Annotated in this window: 12 protein-coding genes, 1 tRNA gene and 1 pseudogene; 5 read left to right on the top strand and 9 right to left on the bottom strand. The window is 57.8% G+C overall.

Features of this window, described 5'->3' with window-relative positions:
• Positions 1–56 precede the first annotated feature (56 nt).
• Together oscA and dibA are read right to left on the bottom strand one after the other, a co-directional pair.
• Positions 57–239, bottom strand: a complete 183-nt coding sequence (gene oscA / locus M1E04_RS00725; protein WP_065990977.1) for a sulfur starvation response protein OscA — start codon at positions 237–239, stop codon at positions 57–59.
• Positions 240–440: 201 nt separating this feature from the next.
• Positions 441–2363 carry a phosphodiesterase DibA gene (gene dibA, locus M1E04_RS00720; protein WP_455913694.1) on the bottom strand — a complete coding sequence of 641 codons (1923 nt, stop codon included), beginning with the start codon at positions 2361–2363 and terminating at the stop codon, positions 441–443.
• 177 nt (positions 2364–2540) lie between these two features.
• Here dibA and desA point away from each other — a divergent pair, with 177 nt between their 5' ends.
• The gene (desA, locus tag M1E04_RS00715; protein ID WP_192135862.1) at positions 2541–3725 is read left to right on the top strand and encodes a delta-9 fatty acid desaturase DesA; all 1185 of its coding nucleotides are present in this window, start codon (positions 2541–2543) and stop codon (positions 3723–3725) included.
• 139 nt (positions 3726–3864) lie between these two features.
• A complete protein-coding gene (locus tag M1E04_RS00710) occupies positions 3865–4842 on the top strand; it encodes a GGDEF domain-containing protein (protein ID WP_065990974.1) in 978 nt (325 codons plus the stop codon).
• Between the two features lie 27 nt (positions 4843–4869).
• Here M1E04_RS00710 and M1E04_RS00705 read toward each other — a convergent pair whose 3' ends face one another.
• The 3 genes from M1E04_RS00705 to gabD all read right to left on the bottom strand — a co-directional run bounded on the left by M1E04_RS00705 (position 4870) and on the right by gabD (position 9176).
• Entirely contained in the window at positions 4870–6093 is a 1224-nt protein-coding gene (locus tag M1E04_RS00705; RefSeq protein WP_456292223.1) for an HDOD domain-containing protein, read from the bottom strand.
• A 165-nt stretch (positions 6094–6258) separates the two neighbouring features.
• Positions 6259–7539 (bottom strand): 4-aminobutyrate--2-oxoglutarate transaminase, encoded by a 1281-nt coding sequence (gene gabT, locus M1E04_RS00700; RefSeq protein ID WP_456292222.1) that lies wholly within the window; start codon positions 7537–7539, stop codon positions 6259–6261.
• Positions 7540–7733: 194 nt separating this feature from the next.
• Positions 7734–9176, bottom strand: coding sequence for an NADP-dependent succinate-semialdehyde dehydrogenase (gabD, locus tag M1E04_RS00695; RefSeq protein ID WP_065990969.1), 1443 nt, complete (start codon positions 9174–9176; stop codon positions 7734–7736).
• 364 nt (positions 9177–9540) lie between these two features.
• Here gabD and M1E04_RS00690 point away from each other — a divergent pair.
• Both M1E04_RS00690 and M1E04_RS00685 read left to right on the top strand, forming a co-directional pair.
• A tRNA-Arg gene (locus M1E04_RS00690) sits at positions 9541–9617 on the top strand.
• Between the two features lie 255 nt (positions 9618–9872).
• Entirely contained in the window at positions 9873–10880 is a 1008-nt protein-coding gene (locus M1E04_RS00685) for a hypothetical protein (RefSeq protein WP_456292221.1), read from the top strand.
• Between the two features lie 378 nt (positions 10881–11258).
• Here the strand turns inward: M1E04_RS00685 and M1E04_RS00680 are convergent, their stop codons facing one another.
• Complete coding sequence (locus M1E04_RS00680; RefSeq protein ID WP_456292220.1) at positions 11259–12665, bottom strand: AAA family ATPase; 1407 nt, start codon at positions 12663–12665, stop codon at positions 11259–11261.
• Positions 12666–13008: 343 nt separating this feature from the next.
• Between M1E04_RS00680 and M1E04_RS00675 the strand changes: the two genes are divergently transcribed.
• Positions 13009–13338: a hypothetical protein gene (locus M1E04_RS00675; RefSeq protein ID WP_456292219.1), complete on the top strand. Its 330-nt coding sequence runs from the start codon at positions 13009–13011 to the stop codon at positions 13336–13338.
• 57 nt (positions 13339–13395) lie between these two features.
• On the opposite strand, the gene M1E04_RS00670 is transcribed toward M1E04_RS00675, so the two are convergent.
• The 3 genes and pseudogenes from M1E04_RS00670 to M1E04_RS00660 all read right to left on the bottom strand — a co-directional run bounded on the left by M1E04_RS00670 (position 13396) and on the right by M1E04_RS00660 (position 16468).
• Positions 13396–14100 carry a methyl-accepting chemotaxis protein gene (locus tag M1E04_RS00670; RefSeq protein ID WP_456293134.1) on the bottom strand — a complete coding sequence of 235 codons (705 nt, stop codon included), beginning with the start codon at positions 14098–14100 and terminating at the stop codon, positions 13396–13398.
• A gap of 198 nt (positions 14101–14298) precedes the next feature.
• Positions 14299–15276 (bottom strand): annotated as a pseudogene (locus M1E04_RS00665) (methyl-accepting chemotaxis protein); the annotation flags it as partial.
• A gap of 565 nt (positions 15277–15841) precedes the next feature.
• The gene (locus tag M1E04_RS00660) at positions 15842–16468 is read right to left on the bottom strand and encodes a TetR/AcrR family transcriptional regulator (protein WP_456292218.1); all 627 of its coding nucleotides are present in this window, start codon (positions 16466–16468) and stop codon (positions 15842–15844) included.
• Positions 16469–16543 lie beyond the last annotated feature (75 nt).

The following is a 16543-nucleotide window of genomic DNA, read 5'->3' as shown; positions in this document are numbered from 1 at the left end:
TTTTGTTGGCTTTTCGAGTTGCAGGTCGTGCAGTGTTCGTTATGCGGGAGCGTGGCTCAGCCCTGCTTGTTGCTCGGGTTCTGCAGACGGAATTTCTCTTTGCGCTCGATCTGCACCACCTGCGCGTTGTGCACCGTGATTTCAACCGCGCCAAAACGCAGGTCGCGCAGCGCGCTTTGAATTTCACGCAAAATGCTTGCTTCGTCCTGGCCGTCAACGCTACGTAGAGATGCGCTCATGTTCGTGCTCCTTGAAAGATGTGCCGCAGCGTGGGGGCGACCGCTGCTTGTGGCGTGAGCGCGATATTAGAGACGCAGAGATATTCTTAAAAAGACTATTTAAGAATGCAGATATAACCAAAAGGCATTTACGGGGAGTGTGGTCAGCCAGCCGCTTTAAAAGCGGCGATGGGACCTGTAAGCGGTGGCCATGCTGCCGTCTTAAGCAGAGACAAAAACCGGCGCATGGTGCCAGTCGATCTGTTCCGCCGGCATGGGCCGCGCGAACCAGTAGCCCTGGCCCAGTTCGCAGTTGTGCTTCAGCAGGAAACCGGCCTGACTGGCCTGCTCGATGCCTTCTGCCAACACGCGCATACCCATCGCCCGTGCCAGGGCGATGATGGCGTTGACGATCGCGATGTCGTCATCGTCGTCCGGCAAACCCGCAACAAAGCCCTGATCAATTTTCAGTTTCTGCACCGGCATGCGCTTGAGCCGCAGCAGTGACGAATACCCCGTACCGAAATCGTCGATGGACAGTTTCAGGCCCAGATCCCGTAGCCGGTGCATCTGCTCGATGGCTTGATCGGGGTCGTCCATGATCGCGCTTTCGGTGACCTCCAGCTCGAGAAACTGCGGCGCCAGTCCGGTTTCGTTCAGCACTTTGGCCACCCGCCGATCAAGATCACCACGGCCGAACAAACGGCTGGACACGTTCACCGCGACGAACGAGACATTCACGCCCTCCGCCAGCCACTGGTTCATCTGCCGACAGGCTTCGGTCAGCACCCAGTTATCGATGTCGGCAATCAGCCCGCTTTGCTCGGCAATGGGGATGAATTCACCCGGCGAGACCATGCCCCGTGCCGGATGCTCCCAGCGCACCAGCGCTTCGACACCTTCGATGCCGCGGCTATGAAGGTTGTGAATCGGCTGGTAAAACACCCGCAGCTCGTTTTCCTCGACGGCCTGTCGCAGCTCCGCCGCCAACTCGACGCGACGCTGGGCGTGGGCGGTCAGTTCGGCGGTGTACATCGCGTAGCTTTCACGGCCCTGATGCTTGGCCTGTGACAGCGCGGCATCGGCGTTACGCAGCAACTGCTCGGCGGTCAGCGCATCGTGGGGGAAGATGCTGATGCCGACGCTGGCGGTGAGAAACAGCGATTGCCCGCTGACCAGAAAAGGCTCCCGCAGCCCTTCCAGAATGCTCTGCGCCAGTTCGGCGGACTGAACGACCTGCTGGGCGTTTTCGAGCAGAATCGCGAATTCGTCGCCGCCCAGCCGCGCCAGCGTGACGCCCTTCTCCAGATGGGTTTCGAGGCGCTCGGCGGCAGCTTTCAACACCTCGTCCCCGGCGTTGTGGCCGAGGCTTTCGTTGATGTGCTTGAAGTGATCGAGATCGACGAGCAGAAGTGCCAGGGTGCGCTTATTGCGGCGGGCGTGGGTATGCGCCTGCTCGGCACGGTCGGTGAACAGCAGGCGATTGGGCAGACCGGTCAGCGGATCGTAATGGGCCAGATGCGCCAGCTCGCGCTCGGAATGCTTGATCGAGGAAATGTCGGAAAACACCGCGACGAACTGAGTAATTGCACCATGCTCGTCCCGGATCGGACGGATGCTTTGCCACTGCGGGTAGATTTCGCCGCTTTTGCGCCGGTTCCAGATTTCGCCACTCCACTGCCCTGCGCTGTGAATGGTCTTGAACATGCGTTCGTAGAACTCAGGGCCATGGCGCCCTGATTTGAATTTGCTCGGCCGCAGACCCAGCACTTCATCCTGCTGATACCCGGTGATCTCGCTGAAGGCGCGGTTCACGTGCACGATCACACCCGTGGCATCGGTGACCAACACGCCTTCCAGCGTGGTGTCGAACACCGCCGCTGCCAGTCGCAGACGCTGCATGTCTTCATCCCGGCGCGCCAGTTCGGTGACGCCCATGAATCGGAGCAACCGCGAGCGGGCGAGATAGATCAGCACCGCGCTGAGGGCCAACCAGATATAACCGCCGGCCTGCTGCGCCCGGCCCAGTTGGGTCGGGTCGTCGATCAGCCGCGGCAGCACATGGTCCATGACCGCCGACCACCCAATCGATACAACCCCGTACAACGTTGCGGTGCGTAGCGCATCCCGGGTAGTGCTCGACATAGATAGAAACAACCTTGCGAAAGACCGAAATTATAGAACAAGAAACATCTTGCGACGCTTATCTCAAAGAGCGGGTGGTTTTATCTGTGAGCTAAGTGATAATGCGCGCTTCTGTCTCAGGGTCTGCTCAGGCGGATCCGTATATTGCACGCGTTACAACCGAGGGCAACTCAGCCTATGTGGAACAACGGTCTGCTCGACCTTTCCGTCTGGCAATTGGTCGCAGTCACCCTGGCGATGACACACGTCACCATCGTCGGCGTCACGGTCTATCTCCATCGCTATTCAGCGCATCGCTCCCTGGAACTCAACGCAGGGCTCAAGCACTTTTTCCGTTTCTGGCTGTGGCTCACCACGGCGCAGAACACCCGCGAGTGGACGGCTATCCACCGCAAGCACCATGCCAAATGCGAAACCGTCGATGACCCGCACAGCCCGGTCATCAAGGGTCTGTCGACCGTGCTGCGCAAAGGGGCCGAGCTGTACCGCGCCGAAGCGGAGAACCCGGAAACCCTGCGCATCTACGGCAAAAACTGCCCCGAGGACTGGATCGAGCGCAACCTGTATTCGCGCTATCCCCTGCTGGGCATCGCCATCATGGGCGTGATCGATCTGGCGCTGTTCGGCGTCATCGGCATCACGGTCTGGGCGATTCAGATGATGTGGATTCCGGTGTGGGCGGCGGGCGTGGTCAATGGCCTCGGCCATGCCGTCGGCTATCGCAACTTCGAATGCCGCGACGCCGCCACCAACCTGGTGCCCTGGGGCATTTTGATCGGCGGCGAAGAGCTGCATAACAACCACCACACCTACCCCAATTCGGCCAAGCTGTCGGTCAAGCGCTGGGAGTTCGACATGGGCTGGGCGTGGATCAAGGTGTTCAGCTGGTTGCGCCTGGCGAAGGTTCAGAGGGTCGCGCCGATCGCGCACCGCGTTGAAGGCAAGGGCCATCTGGACATGGACACGGCAATGGCCATCCTCAACAACCGTTTCCAGATCATGGCTCAGTACCGCAAGCTGGTGATCAAGCCTTTGGTGGCGCAGGAACTGGCGAAAGCCGACGCCTCCGTACGTCACCAGTTCCGCCGCGCCAAACGCCTGCTTTCCCGGGAGCCGAGCCTGCTTGAAGACAAGCATCAAGCGCGCATCCAGACCATGCTGGAGCACAGTCACGCTCTGAAAGTGATTTACGAAAAACGCCTGGCGCTGCAGCAGATCTGGGCGAAGACCAGCAGCAATGGTCACGACATGCTGGCGGCCATCAAGGACTGGGTGCACGAAGCGGAAGCCAGCGGTATTCAGTCGTTGCGTGAGTTCGCCGATCAGCTGAAAACCTACTCGCTGCGGCCTCAACACGCTTGATGCCGTTGATCGGTGACCATTCGTCCGAGTGGCACCGATCGGAACTTAGTGCCATTAGTCCTATCTCATTAACACCTTCGCACTATGCTGTGTGACATGTTGTGGCATGCGCCGCACCTTATTCTGAGATGCAGTGCTCATGGACAACCAGACTCCCCACGTTGAGACCCCCGCCGCAGCAGAAACCCTTCTGGCGCTGATGCATGCCCAGGCCGAAGTGGCGCGCCTCAGCGAGCGCGAGCAGCTGTTCAGCTCTCTGCTGGTCAGCGTCAACGCCGTGTTGTGGGCGTTCGACTGGCAGACGCAACGCATGATCTATGTCAGCCCTGCCTACGAGCGCATTTTCGGCCGATCCGCCGGTTTGTTGCTGGCGGACTACAGCGAGTGGCGCGACAGCATTTACCCCGACGACCTCGATTACGCCGAGCGCAGCCTGAGCGAAGTGCTCGAAAAAGGCTCCATCGAAGACCGCGAGTACCGCATCATCCGCGCCGACGGCCAGGTCCGCTGGCTCAGTGACAAATGCTTTGTCAGTCATCAGGCCGAGCACAGCCAGCGGCTGATCGTGGTCGGCATCGCCGAAGACATCACCGAGAAGAAGCACCTCGAAGACGAGCTGCAGCGTCTGGCCACCACCGATGTGCTCACCCAGAGCAGCAACCGCCGGCACTTCTTCGAATGCGCCCAACGCGAGTTCGAGCAGGCGCGTCTGCAGGGCACGCCAATGGCGTTCCTGTTGCTGGACGTGGATGATTTCAAGCTGGTCAACGACACCTACGGCCACCAGGAAGGCGATCTGGTGCTGCAACGCATCGCCGAATGCGGTCGCAAGACGCTGCGCCGTGGTGATCTGTTCGGCCGAATTGGCGGGGAAGAGTTCGCCGCCGTGTTCCCGGGCTGTGCGCCGGAAATGGCCCAGCAGATTGCCGAGCGGCTGCAGCGTGAGATTCAGCGCCTGAGCTTTCAGTGCAATGACAAAACCTTCGGCATCACCGCCAGCCAGGGGCTGACCAACCTCGGCGATCAGGACCAGAGCCTCGAAGCGCTCTATGCACGCTCGGACGCTGCGATGTACCAGGCCAAGCGCCAGGGCAAAAATCAGATCGTGCTGGTGTAAGCCTGCTTTTCTGAATCAACCTCCCGGTCAAGCCACCGTCTTGCTGCGCACCCCTTCCAGATCTGACCTGCTGACCTTCAAGAGCCGCGCCGATTTGCTTTTCGCCAGCGCCTCGAGCGGGTCTTCGAGCCCAAGCAGGCCCATTTGCCCCGCCACATTCATCGCCAGGATTTCCCGGGTAAAAACCCCGGTGTTGTATTGATACACCGCCGCAATCAACTCACGCAGCTCCAGCGGGAGCCGCCAGCGCGTCCGTAATGCGGAGCCAAACGAGGCCGAATACTGCGCCAACGCGCGGCGAATGGTGGCCTCATCCAGCGAGCCTCCAGCGATCAGCCAGTCCTGCAAACAGCGCAACACCGTCAGTTCGCCCAGGCCCCTGAGCAAACCGGCGCAGTAACAGCGCTCGTGATCGAGATCCAGCTTGCGCGCCAGCGTCCGCGCGCAGTCGGCGGTGCGTTGCGAGACCTCCCAGATTTCGGTGGCGTGCAGCGATAACGTTGCATCCGTCAGCACCGCGCCGCGCTTGAGGGCCAGACCTTGCACCAGATTGACGCTCTGGGTGGCGCCCAGCACGGCGAGCGCCTGCCCCAGGGTCTGCACCGGTTTGCCCTGATGATTCGACGCGCTGTTGGCGGCGGCAATCAACATCGCGGTGACATGGGGGTCGAGGGTCAGCGCCTGTTCCAGCAACGTCAGATCCACACCCGACGCCCCGCGACTGCTCGCCACCGCCGCCCTCACGTCAACGAACAGCGGCCCGCCGTCGGCCACTTCCCGCCGCTTCTCCAGAAACGCATCCAGCCCGACACCCGGCGCCAGCGCGGGCACCGCACAGGCAACCTGCGCGCCGTCCTGCAACAGCAGCGTTTCCAGCCGTTGCCGCAGGCCTTCCATGTTCAGGGGTTTGGTGAGGTAGGCGGTGGGCGCCAGTTGCACGGCCTCGCGGACACTGACGCTGTCGCTGCGACTGCTCAGCAGAATGAAACGAACGGGCGGCTGACGACGCAACTGCCGCAGCCCGCGCAGCAGGCTCAGGCCATCGACGCCCGGCAACTCGCGGGAAGCGATCACCAGGTCGGGGATATACCCGCTCATCCGCTCAATGGCTTCCCGGCCGTTCGAACAGATGTCCAGCTGCGCGTCGCAACGCACGTCGAGAACCAATTCGTTGAGCATCTCCCGGGCCCAGGGGTCCGATTCAGCGATCAACACGCGTGGAACGGCTAGCGCCTCTACTACGGTCATCATGACTCTCCGGCATCAGTCTCTTCACCTTAGTCAAAGACTGCGCAGGGAGACAGACTGGGACGAAATTTTCCGGCGTCCATAAACGAAAAAACCTGCCGAAGCAGGTTTTTTCTGATGAAGCGGTCACACGTTGATCAAGCGTGCCCGCGGCGCATCGGCATGAAGTCAGGCGATTTCAGCGAAGCATTCTTCGATGATCTTCAGGCCTTTGTCCAACTGCTCGTCCGGCGAGGTCAGCGGGACCAGCACGCGCAGGACGTTGCCATAGGTGCCGCAGGACAGCAGGATCAGGCCCTTGTCACGGGCCTTGGCGATCACTTGCGCGACGGCAGCAGCGTTCGGCTTGTGGGTGTCGCCGTTCTCGAAGCACTCGACGGCGATCATCGCACCCAGCGCTCGGACTTCACCGATGACCGGGTACTTGGCCTGGATGGCGCGCAGGCCAGTGACCAGACGCTCGCCAACGGCCTTGCAACGATCAAGCAGATGCTCTTCTTCGAACACCTCCATGACCGCCAACGCCGCAGCGCACGCGATCGGGCTACCGGCGTACGTGCCGCCCAGACCGCCCGGGGCGATGGCGTCCATGTATTCAGCCTTGCCGCACACGCCGGCCAGCGGGAAACCACCGGCGATGGATTTGGCGAAGGTGGTCAGGTCGGCGCTCACGCCCATCTGCTCCATGGCGAAGAAAGTGCCGGTACGGCCAGCGCCGGTCTGCACTTCGTCAGCGATCAGCAGAATGCCGTGCTTGTCGCACAGTTCGCGCAGACGCGCCATGAACGCCTTCGGCGCCACGTAGAACCCGCCCTCGCCCTGCACCGGCTCGATGATGATCGCGGCGATGTCTTTCGGCTCGGCGTCATTCTTGAAGATGCGCTCGATGCTGGCGATGGAATCGTCAACGCTGACACCGTGCAGCTCGTTCGGGTAGATGGCGCGGAAGATACCGCCCGGCATCAGGCCCATGCCGGCCGAGTACGGCATGACTTTACCGGTCAGACCCAGGGTCATCATGGTGCGGCCGTGGTACGCGCCGGTGAAGGCGATGACGCCTGCACGGCCTGTCGCGGCGCGGGCGATCTTGACGGCGTTTTCAACCGCTTCGGAACCGGTGGTGACCAACAGGGTTTTCTTGGCGAAATCGCCAGGAACCTTGGCGTTGACCTTCTCGCACAGCTCGACGTAAGGCTCGTACGCCAGCACCTGGAAGCAGGTGTGGGTCAGCTTGGTCAGTTGCTCTTGCACGGCGGCAACGATCTTCGGGTGCAGGTGACCGGTGTTCAGTACCGCAATACCGCCGGCGAAGTCGATGAACTCATTGCCTTCAACGTCGGTGACGGTGGCGTTCTTCGCGGATTCAGCGAAGATCGGGTGAATTTGACCAACGCCGCGTGGGACAGCAGCTTCGCGGCGTTTCATCAGGGATGCGTTAGTTTTGCTCATCATTTCCTCATTCGCCGCTCATCGGGCGGCGCGGTTCAAGGATCAAGCAGCGGGGGTCAACAGCGACAGCATACGATGATCGACTGTCGCGGCCTCCCGGCCACCCATAGGTTGGTGCCACTGAAACCTGCGAAACGGCGCTCTCGCGTCCCGCAGGTTGTCGAACAGTTACTTCACGCTGCCACTCAGCGGGTTCAGATGCTGAGGCAGAGGTATTTGATTTCCAGATAATCTTCGATGCCGTACTTGGAGCCTTCACGGCCAAGACCGGACGCCTTGATGCCGCCGAATGGCGCGACTTCGTTGGAGATCAGGCCGGTGTTGATGCCCACCATGCCGTACTCCAGAGCTTCAGCCACACGGAACACGCGGCTCAGGTTCTGCGCATAAAAATACGACGCCAGCCCGAACTCGGTGTCGTTGGCCATGGCGATCACTTCGGCTTCGTCTTTGAAGCGGAACAGCGGGGCCAGCGGACCGAAGGTTTCTTCCTTGGCCACGGCTGCGTTTTTCGGCACGTTGACCAGGATAGTCGGTTCGAAGAAGTTGCCTTCCAGGCTGTTGCCGCCGCTCAGCACTTTCGCGCCTTTGCTCAAGGCATCAGCGATGTGCTCCTTGACCTTGGCAACGGCTTTTTCATCGATCAGAGGACCGGTGGTGGTGCCGTCGGCCAGGCCATCACCCACTTTCAGCTTGGCAACGGCGACCTGCAGCTTCTCGGCGAAAGCGTCGTAGACCGCGTCCTGCACGTAGATGCGGTTGGCGCACACGCAGGTCTGACCGTTGTTGCGGTACTTGGAGATGATCGCGCCTTCAACGGCCTTATCCAGGTCAGCGTCGTCGAACACGATGAACGGCGCGTTGCCGCCCAGTTCCAGCGACACCTTCTTGATGTCGTGGGCGCATTCAGCCATCAGCTGGCGACCGATCTCGGTCGAGCCGGTGAACGACAGCTTGCGCACGATCGGATTGCTGGTCAGCTCGCTGCCAATATCGCCGGCGCTGCCAGTCACCACACTGAACACGCCCGCCGGGATGCCCGCGCGCTCGGCCAGTTCAGCCAGTGCCAGTGCGGAGTAAGGCGTTTGCGAAGCGGGCTTGAGCACCATGGTGCAGCCTGCCGCCAGCGCCGGGCCGGCCTTGCGGGTGATCATCGCGGCGGGGAAGTTCCACGGCGTGATCGCTGCAGTAACGCCGATCGGCTGCTTGAGGACGATCAGGCGCTTGTCCGGCTGATGGCCCGGAATCACGTCGCCGTAGATGCGCTTGGCTTCTTCGGAAAACCACTCGATAAAGGAAGCAGCGTAAGTGATTTCGCCTTTGGCCTCAGCCAGCGGCTTGCCCTGCTCCAGGGTCATCAGGCGACCCAGGTCGTCCTGGTTTTCAATCATCAGCTCGAACCAGCGACGCAGCTTGGCGCCACGCTCTTTGGCAGTCAGCGCACGCCAGGCCGGCAGCGCCTTGTCAGCGGCCTCAATGGCGCGGCGGGTTTCAGCAGCGCCCATCTTCGGCACGGTGCCGAGAATCTCGTTGGTCGAGGGGTTGTTGACCTTGATGGTCTGGCCACTGTCGGCATCAGCCCAGGCGCCATTGATGTACGCCTGCTGGCGGAACAACTTCGAGTCTTTGAGCTGCATTGCGGCCTCCTGAACAGCACCGCGCGCGGCGGAGCGAATGGTTGTATGCGGGCGCCCCGACCGAGGCCGCCGCCGGATAAGACTGTCGCCGGCCCTGATTGGAGAATAGAAGAAAGGCCGGGCGGGGCGTTTGAAATCTCAAACGAATCCTAGGGACAACAGGGGTAAAGGACAATAGTGCGTTCGAAAAAAAGAACGGGTGGGGCTGGGGTGGGATGGATTTGGGTCAGCGTAGCTGGGAGGGCGCGTATGTGGTTGTCATGCGGGGGTGGCTTTGCTGCCTGGCCTGGTCTCACTAAATTGTTAACGGCGGGTCATCGGCATGGACGCGTGCAGGCCAGATGAGTATTATGGCGCCCGCGTTGCACCTGTAGCTCAGCTGGATAGAGTACTGCCCTCCGAAGGCAGGGGTCATGGGTTCGAATCCCGTCAGGTGCACCACTAAATTCAAGGCGTCTAGCCTTTGCCGCCCTCCCGCTTAAACGTTCGTGACAGCAGGGTGACAGCAACAGATGAGGTTGTGGTAAATCAAAAGGGCTTAATCGCCTTCCTGTTCCGCTTCCTCGTCGGCCCTCCGCACATAATACAGATACTTGCCGGTCTTTTTATTGGACGGCAGCTTGGTGCTGCAGCTCTACGGGTTCAGCACCGTCTAGAATATCTGCCCTTACCCGTTTGTCAGCGCATAGGTATTGAATGGACAGTGTTCGTGATATCGAGGAGCGCATGATTAGCTTCCTCGACAGCCAGGACCATGTGACCCATCTCGACGGCCATATTTCTCAGCCTGCTGGCGCGAAGATTGCCGATTACCTGTTTTTTCACCGGCAAGCGGTCGTCGAACTTAAAACCCTAAAGATAGATCCGAAAGATAAGATCTTGGATGGCGCTAAATCGCTGATGGAGTCTGAAGATTTTCCTCTGATCTTCGGTAGCTATGACCTTGAAACCGCGTTGAAGAACACGCCGGGAGGGCAAGAGCGTCTTAACGAGCTTTTTTCCAGCGCAACCAGGATGGTGGAAGGGGTGCTGAGAAATGCCAAAAAACAGATCGCCTCATCCAAGAGGCTACTGAGCCTCGATCCCGAGACCCCTGGCATCGCGCTCATATTGAACGACACAGTTGAAAGCATTCCCGCCGCCCGGCTCGCTGACAGGTTCAGCAGCCGGCTCTCAGGTGATGGTAAAGATCCGGGTCGCTTCTCGGAGATTGATTTTATAGTTTTGATCCAGACCACCTATAGGCTTCGGCAGAGTGGCGGCGGATCGACGCGGGTGCCGACTTTCATTATAAGCAATCCCATCAATGCTCATCGCCATCATAGAATTGAGCAGGAGATCGAGCTTTTTCTGCAAGCCTGGGCCCGCTCGCAGGGCCACAGTTTTGAAAGTACGAGTGCAACATCTACTCTTCGATTCGAGCACAACCAAGATATTCATCCCGGACCCCAATCGTTGCAGGAATTCGTAGAGACGCGATACCGGGCGAATAGGTATATGAGCGAGTGGAGCGAAGAGAGGCTAATTGCTCACGGCAAGGATGTGATTCAGAAGATGCTGCCGATATTTCTCAAAGATGCTGAAAAACCCTCAGAAGCCGACTCTCATTTCTTCATCATGCAATTCACGGAACTGCTTGAGGAAGGTCGGATACGGGGATTTGACCTGAGGAAAGTATTGAAAGAGATTCCTAAGGCCAAGTAATTACTCTTCGTCTATCGCTTTGATGGCAAGGACTGTAAACGGCCAGCAGTTGGCGCGGATTGCTGGTCCGCCTAGCCTAATAGTTGCCGAGCGAAACTCGAACGCCGCGATTACAGCGTTCGGCTTACAGGGGGCGGGCCGTGATCTATTCGCTTACTCCCGTTCCTACTCACAAATGTCGGAGTGCTTTTGACATAGTGTCGTGGCATATCGGCAAACACGTGTTCGGCCAGGTGAGAACGTCAGTGCACTAATCGTGTAGCAAGTGGTGCCCTATCCCCGCCCGCTCGCAAGGCCTGTGCATACGGTTGCGGGGCTGTCTACACGCGATGAGCCGTGCACGTGCACGAAGGTTCGTCTGGTGGACAACTGTGACGATTATCGAATTCCATAGATTCTTGCGCGCCTTGTGAACGCTTCTTTGGCGCCTTCAAGGATCTTACAAGCAGCGTCGCGTGCCTCAATATCGTCAATAGATCCTCTGGCCGCGATGATACTCTTGTCATTATTGCTCTTGAGAACGACTAACTGTTCCGCATCACCGAGAACCGCAATGTTGGCATTATGGGTGATAATTATGACCTGTCTTCTTTCCTTGGCACGCCGCAACACAGGAACGAATGTATGAAAGATGAACTCACTATCTAAATTATCCTCAGGCTGATCAATAATTAGGGGTCGAGTACTTTCTGAAGATAATATCAGTGCGAGGAGTACGGACTGCTGCTGCCCCAACGAAAGCTCTGCAAATTCCCTTTGTAAGTTTCGAATATTTCCCGAATTATTTACCTGCTTGGACACAGTTAATCGAGGTAGATCATCCACATGGCAAGCTTGAAGCTTAAATAAAGAAGTCGGTTTCTTGAACGTTTCAATGATGCTTTTCGCTTCAGCTTCAGAAAATTGCTGGATTTCGTCTTGCAACTTAATAGCAGTAATTGCTGACCAGTTAGACTTGGAAATAGCGTCAATTAGTTTAGGTGTTGTAAGTTGCTCAACTAACAATTTTGCTTTATTCCCGCCTCTCCACCCCATCTCTTTGTTAATCAAATGGACTGATTCATCAGAGTGACTACTTTCGGCGTATTGTAGTTTCACCTGAAATTCGCTCAATACTTCACCAAGAGCGCGGGTAGCGGTTACGGCGTAGTTTTGCCTGCGCCGTGCTACACTAATGCGGGCTTTACGTCTGCTTTCAAGCATGGTGTTATAAGTAGTCTCAAGCTGCTTCAGATGTGGCTGCCAAGTTTTTAAGTCGTCGAGGTTTTTTGCTAATCTACTTTCCTCGCTTGTCAGCCTAGTGATGTGCGACATATCAAGCCGCACGCCTTTAAGCTCTAGCGCGGCTCGCTTGTTTTCAATATCTTCTCGTATAGGTTTTTCTTTCTCCGTCCAAGCTGAGATGGACGCGTCAACAGTGTGTCGCAGCTCGCGATACTTGTTAGATAGCGTAATTTTCGCAGCAGCAAATTCCGCCTCGAACTCACTCAGCGCTGTATCTATATTATCTGCCTCGAGGGCACCATTCACAATGTCGCCGGCCGCGAGGGTTTCTTTGGCACGTCGAATCAATTCTTCAACTACTGAATCATCGAGCAGTACTACAATTTCATTTGTGAACTCTTCAATACTTTCTTTTTTGGATTGCTCGCTTGCCAAGTTTCGCTGTAATTTTATTACTTCCGCTCCGTTCGCCGACTGAAATGCCTGTATCTGCTGTTGAACTACCGTCAGCGCCCGCTGTGCATTTGGTATTTCTGAAATATTTTCTGTTGCCTTGATCATCTCAGTTCAGCAAGCTGTTGAATAAGGTGTAACGCGTGCTGGCGTTACCTAATGGGGCACATGGCACGAAGACGCCCCGCAGAGTGTTTTCATTAGCGCAGTGAATGTCTGACGCACTCTGGGCCGCTCGGGTAGGCGATACGTTGTCGCACACCTCAATGATGCCGACATTCTCGGGGGCGTGCTGGAAGTGGCCGCCAATTGCCATCGGCGCACTGGCTACCGCTGCGGTGGGCGCGGCGACAGAAATTACGGTGGCCACTGGCGGCATCGGCGGTCGGACTGGTTGTCGGCGTGGTGATGAGCAACCTGCTGAATCAGCTGACTGAAGTCGCGTTTGCCGATGAGCTTGGTCCAGATCAATCTCGATGGGCAGGTCATCAGCGACTTCAAGCGTATCTCGATTCCGGACCGTTTAGAGAAGTCAAAAAAGGAGGCAAATGTGGATCGCCGTGAGTTGGCCGAACAGTTGAAAACCATCCAGGCCCCCGCCAACAGCTACGCCATCGGCGAAATCAACGACGAGGCGCTCTGCCTTGTCGAAGAAAACGGGGGCTGGTCGATCTTCTACAGTGAGCGCGGATTGCGCACCGAAGAGCAGCGCTTCAGTGACGAAAACAGCGCTTGCGAAGCCTTTTTGCATCGGCTGAAGCACATGCTAGGAATCCGCTGAGTCAGCGAGGATCGGACCGAGGCTACACGACGGTCCTACACCTGCCTCCCCTGGTTGTTACACAACAAACTTACTCACCAACCCCTGCAGATGCACACCCAAACGCGCCAGCTCAACACTGGACGCTGCTGTCTGTTCACTCGCAGAGGCAGTCTGTTCGGAGATGTCTCTTACGCTGAGAACACTGCGATTGATTTCTTCAGCCACGGCACTTTGCTCTTCGGCAGAGGCGGCGATTTGCTGGTTCATTGATTCGATGGTTGAAATAGAGCGACTGATGTTTCCAATCGAAGCGCCCGCATCACGCGCCAGCTCGACGCTGTTATCAGTCAGAAGGCGGCTGTTTTCCAGCGTGGTCGCAACCTGTGCGGTTCGGCTGTGCAGACCACCAATCAATGTCGCAATTTCTTCGGTCGACGCCTGGGTGCGCTGCGCAAGACTTCTCACCTCATCTGCAACCACCGCAAAACCTCGGCCGGCTTCGCCAGCACGCGCGGCTTCGATGGCGGCATTGAGTGCCAGCAAGTTGGTTTGCTCGGCAACAGCCTTGATCACGTCGAGCACGCCGCCGATCTTGTTGCTCTCTTGCTTGAGCTCATCCATCGCGGTTTTCGAATAGCCGACTTCTGTGGCGAGTTTTTCAATCTGGAGCACTGCCTTGGCAACAACTGCATCACCATCGCGGGCTTCTTTGGAGGCGCTGACCGCCGCATCCGACGCCTGCTCTGCGTTCCTCGCCACTTCCTGAACCGTGGCGGCCATTTGGTTCATGGCTGTTGCGACTTGGTCGGTTTCGGTTCGCTGACTATTGACCCCTGCACTGGTCTGCTCGGTGACTGCGGACAACTGTTCGGCAGCGCTCGCAATCTGAGTGACGCTATCACGCAGGCCACCAATCAACTGCCGCAGGTTGGTGGTCATTCTGTGCATGCTGGCTTGCAGCAGGCCCAGCTCGTCTCGCCTTTGCGTTACTTCGCTGTAGGTCAGATCGCCGTTGGCGACTCGATCAGCCAACTGCAGTGCTTCGCGAAGCGGACCCACGATGAGGCGGGTGATGACCCATGCAGCCAGTGCGCTGATGATGAGCGCAATGCTGAGCCATATGATCAACATCTTATTGGCTTGGCCCACATCCTCAATACGCAGCGAAACCTGGTTCTGCGCCAACTGATCGGCGGAAGCCAGCAGGACTTCGATGTTTTTGGTAATACCTGCCTGGCCCTGGTTAATGGCGGCCTGTGCTTCCGAAAATTGGGCAATGGCAGCCTGGTATTTATTCAGTGAAGCCTGAAAGCCTTTGATGGCATCGGGTTGAAATCCAGCGGCTTGCAGGGATTGGGCGTTGCTTACGGCCGCAGCGATTGAGGCGTTCGCCAGCTGCTGCGCGTCAGGCTTTAGCGTGAAGGTGTAGCCACGCACATCAAAGCGCATTTTCTGAAAAAGCGTCAGCGCTTGTCCGATGGCATCTCGCTGCGCGGCCGTGCCCTCGGGCGAATTGGAGAGCGTGTCCAAGCGCAGCAGCACCTCCAATGCCTCATCGGCGGCGCTGCCAGACACGGCTCGGCTCGCTTCGCGCGTATGGGTCGCATTGATGATGTCGTTGTAAAAGCCCTTGTAGACCGTCATCGCGGCGGTCGCGGTTTTTACATGGGGAATATTGAGCTCGGAGTCGAGTATTTCGCGCAAATACGCCAAATGACTGTCGAGGTTGTCATAGGCTTTTAGCCAGGTGGCAGCGTTGGCGTCGTCAGAATTCTGGCCGTAGACCAGTCGGGCGATGCGCATGTCCCGCGTCAGCGTTGTGAGTTTCGCGATGTCAGACACGCGCTCACTTCGCTCGCTGAGTGAGGAGATGCCTGTCCACCCCGTGAGGGCGATAAGGACAGTGAATATGATCACCAGGGTGAAGCCGAGTACGAGCTTCGACCTGACGGTCATGTTGATTAATATGTTCTTTAGCATGGCGCCCTCTGAAGTTTTAGGTATTCACATAGGAGAGGGCCACTCCATGCCATTCCTACAGCCTTAAACTTCGGCCTGCCGCAAAAAAACTTTAGGAAAAAATCGTCCTTTCATACACTATCGGCGCAATAGGTTACTTGCTTCGCGGTATCTATTCCGGACGAAAAGTTCAAATTATTTTGCTTGTTTTTTCGTTGTCCGATGGAAGGTCGCCTGAGTCAGAGGCTGGAGATCAATTGCGGTTTAGAGGTCACGGCTGCTGCTTACTACGACCCCGCCCCCCAAGGATTAGGCCATTCAAGGCTGAATAGTTGGCCATAGCGCTATCGATGGATGGGAACAGTTTCAGCCCACTACTAAAGACAGTTGTTCTTTTTATTCAGCGCGGATAATGCCACCCCGCTGGCAACTTTGCACTTCGATATTGGGTGCCGTCATAGTGAAAGATTCAGTGCTTGCGCTGATTACCGCTAATTGACCGTCACTTAAAATTCTTTACCGTTCAGAACCATTGTTTGGTGAACCGATAGAAACCAAACACTCATTCCAGCAGACCGACGGCTTGAACCAACTTCAGCCCCCACTCCACTCGTTCGGGAATGGCTTGAACCAGCTGCTCCCGGTCTCCACCCAGCAGCGCTCTGAGCTGATGGGGCGCGAACACCAAGTCGATGAATTGAAGGGCCAGCGCATCAGGATCCGAGGGTTGGTCCGGGCCCGCCATGATGGCGGAACGCACTCTGGTGAATCCACCTTCCCACCCGATTCGATTCACTTCAGCCGCCAGCAGCGGGGTCCGACTGGAAGTGGCTATCACCAGGCGCATCATGGCCAGGGTATCGGGTTGCAGCGCATGTTCGAGGATGCCATGGCCCACATGCCTCAGGCGGCCTTGGAGCGGGAGCGCGGGAATCGCCTCGGCGGGCACCAGCAAAGTCGCTACGTGGCGCCGCACCACGGCTTCGAACAACGCCTCTTTATTGGCATAGCGCGCATAGAGAGTGGCTTTGCTGGCGCCTGCCGCCCGGGCGATGTCTTCGCATGAAGTGCCCTCGACGCCTTTGGCCAGAAAGCGCTGCAGCGCAGCATCCAGCAATCGACGCTCGGCCTCGCCCGCCTGGCTTTGCCTGGGCCTGCCGCCTTTGGATTTGGTCGTGATCAACGTCATGGCCGGCAACTTACCGACCTCTTGTTTGCGCGTCAACTAAACGGTAACGTTCAGTTAATTCGGCGCAGGCAGCCG

The sequence above is a fragment of the Pseudomonas sp. AK106 genome, assembly GCF_053903055.1.
This window is presented reverse-complemented; position numbering and strand designations above follow the sequence as displayed.

What these genes read in the sequence shown, in the direction of transcription:
- oscA (WP_065990977.1), bottom strand. Translation starts at nt 239, where the DNA reads ATGAGCGCATCTCTACGTAGCGTTGACGGCCAGGACGAAGCAAGCATT.
- dibA (WP_455913694.1), bottom strand. Translation starts at nt 2,363, where the DNA reads ATGTCGAGCACTACCCGGGATGCGCTACGCACCGCAACGTTGTACGGG.
- desA (WP_192135862.1), top strand. Translation starts at nt 2,541, where the DNA reads ATGTGGAACAACGGTCTGCTCGACCTTTCCGTCTGGCAATTGGTCGCA.
- M1E04_RS00710 (WP_065990974.1), top strand. Translation starts at nt 3,865, where the DNA reads ATGGACAACCAGACTCCCCACGTTGAGACCCCCGCCGCAGCAGAAACC.
- M1E04_RS00705 (WP_456292223.1), bottom strand. Translation starts at nt 6,093, where the DNA reads ATGATGACCGTAGTAGAGGCGCTAGCCGTTCCACGCGTGTTGATCGCT.
- gabT (WP_456292222.1), bottom strand. Translation starts at nt 7,539, where the DNA reads ATGAGCAAAACTAACGCATCCCTGATGAAACGCCGCGAAGCTGCTGTC.
- gabD (WP_065990969.1), bottom strand. Translation starts at nt 9,176, where the DNA reads ATGCAGCTCAAAGACTCGAAGTTGTTCCGCCAGCAGGCGTACATCAAT.
- M1E04_RS00685 (WP_456292221.1), top strand. Translation starts at nt 9,873, where the DNA reads ATGGACAGTGTTCGTGATATCGAGGAGCGCATGATTAGCTTCCTCGAC.
- M1E04_RS00680 (WP_456292220.1), bottom strand. Translation starts at nt 12,665, where the DNA reads ATGATCAAGGCAACAGAAAATATTTCAGAAATACCAAATGCACAGCGG.
- M1E04_RS00675 (WP_456292219.1), top strand. Translation starts at nt 13,009, where the DNA reads ATGAGCTTGGTCCAGATCAATCTCGATGGGCAGGTCATCAGCGACTTC.
- M1E04_RS00670 (WP_456293134.1), bottom strand. Translation starts at nt 14,100, where the DNA reads ATGGCCGCCACGGTTCAGGAAGTGGCGAGGAACGCAGAGCAGGCGTCG.
- M1E04_RS00660 (WP_456292218.1), bottom strand. Translation starts at nt 16,468, where the DNA reads ATGACGTTGATCACGACCAAATCCAAAGGCGGCAGGCCCAGGCAAAGC.